Source organism: Streptomyces spongiae, assembly GCF_009377185.1.
Taxonomy (GTDB): Bacteria; Actinomycetota; Actinomycetes; order Streptomycetales; family Streptomycetaceae; genus Streptomyces; species Streptomyces spongiae.
Map to the genome: position 1 here is coordinate 1 of NZ_VJZC01000559.1, position 6,514 is coordinate 6,514.

6 protein-coding genes are annotated in these 6,514 nt (G+C 67.9%); 1 reads left to right on the top strand and 5 read right to left on the bottom strand.

Going from position 1 to position 6,514, the window contains the following annotated elements; translation table 11 throughout:
* Nucleotides 1-90: 90 nt before the first annotated feature.
* Genes FNH08_RS41380 through FNH08_RS41395 form a run of 4 tightly spaced genes read right to left on the bottom strand, consistent with a single transcriptional unit; the run spans nucleotide 91 to nucleotide 3,287 of the window.
* Nucleotides 91-507: a Fur family transcriptional regulator gene (locus FNH08_RS41380; protein ID WP_322726304.1), complete on the bottom strand. Its 417-nt coding sequence runs from the start codon at nucleotides 505-507 to the stop codon at nucleotides 91-93.
* Nucleotides 508-567: 60 nt separating this feature from the next.
* Complete coding sequence (locus FNH08_RS41385; RefSeq protein ID WP_152776669.1) at nucleotides 568-1,476, bottom strand: metal ABC transporter permease; 909 nt, start codon at nucleotides 1,474-1,476, stop codon at nucleotides 568-570.
* Nucleotides 1,477-1,493: 17 nt separating this feature from the next.
* Nucleotides 1,494-2,285: a metal ABC transporter ATP-binding protein gene (locus FNH08_RS41390; RefSeq protein WP_152776670.1), complete on the bottom strand. Its 792-nt coding sequence runs from the start codon at nucleotides 2,283-2,285 to the stop codon at nucleotides 1,494-1,496.
* Between the two features lie 30 nt (nucleotides 2,286-2,315).
* Entirely contained in the window at nucleotides 2,316-3,287 is a 972-nt protein-coding gene (locus FNH08_RS41395; RefSeq protein WP_152776671.1) for a metal ABC transporter substrate-binding protein, read from the bottom strand.
* Between the two features lie 228 nt (nucleotides 3,288-3,515).
* Between FNH08_RS41395 and FNH08_RS41400 the strand changes: the two genes are divergently transcribed.
* Nucleotides 3,516-4,898, top strand: coding sequence for a glycine--tRNA ligase (locus FNH08_RS41400; protein WP_322726305.1), 1,383 nt, complete (start codon nucleotides 3,516-3,518; stop codon nucleotides 4,896-4,898).
* A 142-nt stretch (nucleotides 4,899-5,040) separates the two neighbouring features.
* Here the strand turns inward: FNH08_RS41400 and FNH08_RS41405 are convergent, their stop codons facing one another.
* Nucleotides 5,041-6,150: an endonuclease/exonuclease/phosphatase family protein gene (locus FNH08_RS41405; protein ID WP_152776673.1), complete on the bottom strand. Its 1,110-nt coding sequence runs from the start codon at nucleotides 6,148-6,150 to the stop codon at nucleotides 5,041-5,043.
* Nucleotides 6,151-6,514 lie beyond the last annotated feature (364 nt).

Sequence of the window (6,514 nt, forward strand, 5' to 3'; positions counted from 1 at the left end):
CCCTGGGGGATGGGACGGGTAGGGGCGGCGGGGGCGAGAAAAGACCCGCTCAACCCGCCAGGGCGGCGCGGCCAGAACTCGAGAACCTGTTCAGTCGCCGGAGGCGCCCGCACAGGCGGCGCACGTGCCGAAGATCTCCACCGTGTGCGCCACGTTCACATAACCGTGCTCCGCCGCGATCGCGTCCGCCCACTTCTCCACCGCGGGCCCCTCCACCTCGACGGCCTTGCCGCAGACACGGCAGACGAGATGGTGGTGGTGCTCCCCGGTGGAGCACCGGCGGTACACCGACTCACCCTCCGAGGTGCGCAGGACGTCCACCTCGCCCGCGTCGGCGAGGGACTGCAACGTGCGGTACACGGTGGTCAGCCCGACCGAGTCGCCCTTGTGCTTGAGCATGTCGTGGAGCTCCTGTGCACTGCGGAACTCGTCGACCTCGTCGAGCGCCGCCGCCACGGCTGCACGTTGCTTGGTGGAGCGACCCCGTACGGGTCCTGCGGTCGTCACCGTTTCCTCCTCACCGTCTGCGCCTTGCCGGGCCATTGTGCCAGTCCCGGCTGAGGCGGGTCAGACGCCGAGCCCGTCCGGGGAACCGCGGCCGGCCGGAACCTTCTCCGGGATCACACACTCCGCCGGATCACCCGCGGCATGCTCCAGCGCCCGCGCCCTTCGCCGTGCCACCGGCGCCGCCAGCGCGGTGAGCAGCAGGAACGCGGCGATGGTCAGCAGCACGATCGTCGCCCCGGGCGGCACGTCCTGGTAGTACGAGGTCACCGTGCCGCTGATCGTCACCGTCACCCCGATGGCCACCGCGATCGCGAACGTCGCCGCGAAGCTCCGGCTGAGCGCCTGGGCCGCCGCCACGGGCACCACCATCAGAGCGGAGACGAGCAGGAGGCCGACCACGCGCATCGCGACGGTCACCGTCACCGCCGCCGTCACCGCCGTGAGCAGGTTCAGCGCCCGCACCGGCAGCCCCGTGACCCGCGCGAACTCCTCGTCCTGGCTCACCGCGAACAACTGGCGGCGCAGGCCGATCGTCACGAGCACCACGAACGCCGCCAGCAGGCAGATCGCCGTCACATCGGACTGCGAGACCGTGGACAGGGAGCCGAACAGGTACGACATCAGGTTCGCGTTGGAGCCCGTCGGCGCGAGGTTGATGAACATCACACCGCCCGCCATGCCCCCGTAGAAGAGCATCGCCAGCGCGATGTCGCCGCGCGTCCGGCCGTACCAGCGGATCAGCTCCATCAGCACCGCGCCCAGGACCGACACGAGGGTCGCCATCCACACCGGGGACCAGGACAGGAGGAAGCCGAGGCCCACACCCGTCATCGCCACGTGGCCGATGCCGTCGCCCATCAGGGCCTGGCGGCGCTGGACGAGGTAGATGCCGATCGCGGGCGCGGTGATGCCGACGAGGACGGCGGCGAGCAGTGCCCGCTGCATGAAGGCGTAGTTCAGGAGGTCCATGGTTTATCCGTGCCTTCTCAGCTCAGCAGGCCCGTACGGACCGGCTCCGCGGCCGGATCGGCGTGCGGGTGGACGTGGTCGTGGCCGGGCAGGGCGTGTTGGCCCACGGCCTTCGGGGGCGGGCCGTCGTGCAGGACGCAGCCGTCGCGCAGGACGACCGCGCGGTCGATCAGCGGCTCCAGGGGCCCGAGTTCGTGCAGGACGAGCAGGACGGTCGTGCCCTTGCCCACCTGCTCGCGCAGGGTTTCCGCCAGTACCTCCTGGCTGGCGAGGTCGACGCCCGCCATGGGCTCGTCCATGATCAGCAACTCGGGTTCGCTTGCGAGGGCGCGGGCTATCAGGACGCGCTGGTGCTGGCCCCCGGACAGGGCGTTCACGGAGTCCTTCGCCCGGTCCGCCATGCCGACGAGGGCGAGGGCCCGGCGTATCGCCTCGTGATCGGCCTTGCGCAGCACGCCGAAGCGCGCCCGCGACAGCCGGCCGGAGGCGACCACCTCCGTCACCGTCGCCGGGACACCGCCCGCGGCCGTGGTGCGCTGTGGCACGTACCCGACCCGCTTCCAGTCGGAGAAGCGGCCGCGCGGGGTGCCGAAGATCTCGATCTCGCCCGCGCTGACCGGCACCTGGCCGATGACGCTGCGGATCGCCGTCGACTTGCCGGAGCCGTTGGCGCCGAGCACGGCGACGACCTCACCGCGGTGCACGGTGAGGTCGATGCCGCGCAGGACGGTGCGCGAGCCCAGCTCGGCACGGACACCGCGCAGGGCTATGACGGGCTCGACGGCGGATTCGACGGACTCGTCACTCATGCCTGCGTCCTCCACAGGGGTCACTAGGGGTCACTGGGCGCCCAGTGCGGTCTTGAGCGCCTTGAGGTTGGCTTCCATGACCTGGAAGTAGTCGTCGCCCCGGGACTTGGACGTGATGCCCTCGATGGGGTCGAGCACGTCCGTCTTCAGGTTCGCGTCCTTGGCGACGGTCTTCGCGGTCTTGTCGCTGACGAGGGTCTCGTAAAAAACAGTGGAGACGCCGTCGGCCTTCGCCATCTTCTCAAGTTCCTTCACACGGGCGGCGCTCGGTTCCGACTCCGGGTCGAGGCCGGAGATGGCCTCCTCGGTCAGGCCGTAGCGCTCGGCGAGGTAGCCGAAGGCGGCGTGGGTGGTGATGAAGACCTTGGTCCTCGTGTTCTTCAGCCCGCTCGTGTACTGGGAGTCGAGCGCGCCGAGCTTCTCGACGAGGGCCTCGGTGTTCGTCTTGTAGACGTCCGCGTGCTCCGGGTCGGCCTTCTCGAAGGCGGCGCCGACGCCCTTGGCGACCTCGCCGTACCTGACCGGGTCGAGCCAGATGTGGGGGTCCTTGCCGCCCTCCTCCTCGCCGTGCTCGTCGTCGTGCTCGGCGGCGTGGCCGCCGACCTCGTTGCCGTGCTGCTCCAGGGAGGTCAGGGTGGCGGCGTCGATCTTGGTCTTGACCTCGGACTGGGCGACCGCGTCGTCGACGGAGGGCTGGAGGCCCTTGAGGTACAGGACCGCGTCCGACTCCTGGAGCTGCGCGGTCTGCTTGGCGCTGATCTCCAGGTCGTGCGGTTCCTGGCCGGGCTCGGTGAGACTGGTGACGTTCACGTACTTCCCGCCGATCTGCTCGGCGAGGTAGGCCATGGGGTAGAACGACGCCACGACGTCGAACTTGTCCGTGTTGCCCGCGGCGGCGGACGAGTCCGAGCATGCCGTGAGGGTTCCGAGGCCGAGGGCGGTGGCCGCCGCGACCGCGGTCCCGGATATGAGAGATCGACGGTGTCGTCGTACTACGTTCATGACAGTCATTTTCAGCAAAGATGGAAATGATTGTCAACAAGTCCTCGGTGAGAGGTGTGGTAAGAGCGGAGTGAGGGGCGGGTGACCGTTTTGCGCTCCCTCCTGACCGAACCGATTTGATTGGAGGGGAGCCCCCGCCGGTAACCTGAAGCATTCGCTCTGAGGCGCATCGCTTCCCTCCAGGAGCGCATCCGCTTCGTCGCCCGTCGTCGTAATGAAGAGAGCACCGTGGCCGCCGACAAGATCGATACCATCGTCAGCCTGAGCAAGCGCCGTGGCTTCGTATTCCCGTGCAGCGAGATCTACGGTGGTCAGCGCGCCGCCTGGGACTACGGACCGCTGGGTGTCGAGCTCAAGGAGAACATCAAGCGCCAGTGGTGGCGCTACATGGTGACGTCGCGCGAGGACGTCGTCGGTATCGACTCGTCCGTGATCCTCGCCTCCGAGGTGTGGGTCGCCTCCGGTCACGTCGCGACCTTCACCGACCCGCTCACCGAGTGCACCGCCTGTCACAAGCGGTTCCGGGCGGACCACCTGGAGGAGGCGTACGAGGAGAAGAAGGGGCGCGCCCCCGAGAACGGCCTGGCCGACATCAACTGCCCCAACTGCGGCAACAAGGGCCAGTTCACCGAGCCCAAGCAGTTCTCCGGCCTGCTCTCCACCCACCTCGGCCCCACGCAGGACTCCGGCTCGATCGCCTACCTGCGCCCCGAGACCGCCCAGGGCATCTTCACCAACTTCGGCCAGGTGCAGACCACCTCGCGCCGTAAGCCGCCGTTCGGCATCGCGCAGATGGGCAAGTCCTTCCGCAACGAGATCACGCCGGGCAACTTCATCTTCCGTACCCGCGAGTTCGAGCAGATGGAGATGGAGTTCTTCGTCAAGCCGGGCGAGGACGAGAAGTGGCAGGAGTACTGGATGCAGGAGCGGTGGAACTGGTACACCGGCCTGGGTCTGCGTGAAGAGAACATGCGCTGGTTCGAGCACCCGCAGGAGAAGCTCTCCCACTACTCCAAGCGCACGGCCGACATCGAGTACCGCTTCCAGTTCGGTGGCAGCGAGTGGGGCGAGCTGGAGGGTGTCGCCAACCGCACCGACTACGACCTCGGCGCGCACTCCAAGGCCTCCGGCCAGGACCTCTCCTACTTCGACCAGGAGGCCGGCGAGCGCTGGACGCCGTACGTCATCGAGCCGGCCGCCGGTGTCGGGCGCACCATGCTGGCCTTCCTCCTGGACGCGTACATCGAGGACGAGGCGCCCAACGCCAAGGGCAAGATGGAGAAGCGTACGGTGCTGCGCCTCGACCCGCGTCTGGCTCCGGTGAAGGTCGCCGTACTGCCGCTGTCCCGTAACCCGGAGCTGTCGCCGAAGGCGAAGGGGCTCGCGCAGGCGTTGCGGCAGAACTGGAACATCGAGTTCGACGACGCGGGGGCCATTGGGCGGCGGTACCGGCGTCAGGACGAGATCGGGACGCCGTTCTGTGTGACGGTGGACTTCGACACGTTGGATGACAACGCGGTGACTGTTCGTGAGCGGGACTCGATGAAGCAGGAGCGGGTTTCTCTGGATCAGATCGAGGGGTACCTCGCGGGTCGTTTGATCGGGTGCTAGGGGCTTTGCCGTACGAGCGTCTGCCTGGCTGATGTTCGTCGTACGGCTACGGGTTCGTCGTGGCTGGTCGCGCAGTTCCCCGCGCCCCTAAAAGATGCGCAGTTCCCCGCGCCCCTATCAGGGGCGACGGGGAACTGTTGCTTCAGATGTCCAGGTCCGCGTACAGCGCCGCGTGGTCCGATGCCTGGTTGGCCTTGGATGTCACCGTCAGGAAGGACTTGAAGGTTCTGGGGGCGTAGACGCCGCGCCGTTCCACGTTCACATGCTCGACGGTGTCCCACAGCTTCGGGGAGAGCATGACGTAGTCGATCTTCTGGTTGATGCGGGTGCCCGTCTCGTAGGTGCCGGGGTCTCCCGTGTAGGCGGGGTGGCTCATCGCGTCCTGGAGGCCGGCGTTCAGGAGGGTTGTGACGGGGGCGCTGTCCGGGGTGTCGTTGAGGTCTCCGGCGACCACGACGTGGGCGGAGTGCTCAAGGGCCGCCTCGTAGATCTGCCTGACCCGGTCGGCCTGGGCCTTGCGCCTCTCGTCGTTCTCCTGGGCGTTGCCGAAGCCCTTGCTCTTGAAGTGGTTGCCCAGGATCCACAGGGTCTCGCCGTTGCCGAGCCGTATCTCGAACTCGGGGCAGTCCCGGCTGAAGACGGGAACGCCGGAGGGTCCCGGGTCGAAGAGGTGCGGCCGTACGCTCGTGATCGGGTGGCGGCTGAGGATGCCCACGTCGATGCCGCGGCTGTCGTTGCCGTCGACCAGCATGTTGAACGGGTACGGGGTCGCCCCCAGCTCGTCGCCCAGCACCTGGGTGTTGAAGCGGTCCAGGGTGAGGCGGTCCTCGACCTCGACCGTGAGCAGGATGTCGGCGTCCACCTCGGCGATCACCCGGCCGGTGTTCTCCACGGCCTCCCACGCGAGGTCGTCACGGACGAGTTCGGCCCAACCGGTCCAGTGCGGGCGGCCCTCGGCGACGATCTTGATCTCACCGCCGCGCGGCTTCGTGTAGAGCTTGGCGCCGCCACGGGTCTGGTTCACGAAGAACGGCCGCGGGCTGTTCCTCCGGTCGTCGTCGGCGTGGTGCTTGGTGATCAGGGCGGCGATCTTCCGCTGGTCCGCCGCCGTGTAGACGTCCAGGTCGAGGAGGGCGACCAGCTTCGTGAAGTCCTCCAGGATCCGGCGCCGTTCGGCCCCGCTGTCGAGGGCGAAGGCCTTGGGTCGGCGGAAGAGGTTCTCCGCGTTGAACGTGCCGATACGGATGGTCATGACGCGCCTCCCACGGCGGCGCAGAGGTCCGCGCTGCCGACGGCAGGCGCCGCCGAGGTGACTGCTCGCCGACACCTCCCATTCTCCGAGAGGTGATCACGGGCGTCCAACGGAGCACGGGTGTCCAACAGGAGGGAGTCGCGGTGAAGTCCCTCTGGAAAACCCCGGTTCTGTCACGTCCGTAATGGATGTAACAGAACCGGGTGTTTGGCAATCCAGCGGACAAAGCGCTCCGAAGAGGTGGGCATACGGGCCGCAGGGTGCGGGCCGGACACCTTTCCACGGGGGCGTAGATGCGTAAGCAGGCAGTCATAGGCGTACTGACGATGGCGGTGGCGATCGGGACGGTCGGGGCCGTCGGGGC

Bases quoted from the DNA above. Each gene is read 5' to 3' on its own strand.
- FNH08_RS41385 (WP_152776669.1), bottom strand. From the start codon at position 1,476: ATGGACCTCCTGAACTACGCCTTCATGCAGCGGGCACTGCTCGCCGCC.
- FNH08_RS41405 (WP_152776673.1), bottom strand. From the start codon at position 6,150: ATGACCATCCGTATCGGCACGTTCAACGCGGAGAACCTCTTCCGCCGA.
- FNH08_RS41390 (WP_152776670.1), bottom strand. From the start codon at position 2,285: ATGAGTGACGAGTCCGTCGAATCCGCCGTCGAGCCCGTCATAGCCCTG.
- FNH08_RS41395 (WP_152776671.1), bottom strand. From the start codon at position 3,287: ATGAACGTAGTACGACGACACCGTCGATCTCTCATATCCGGGACCGCG.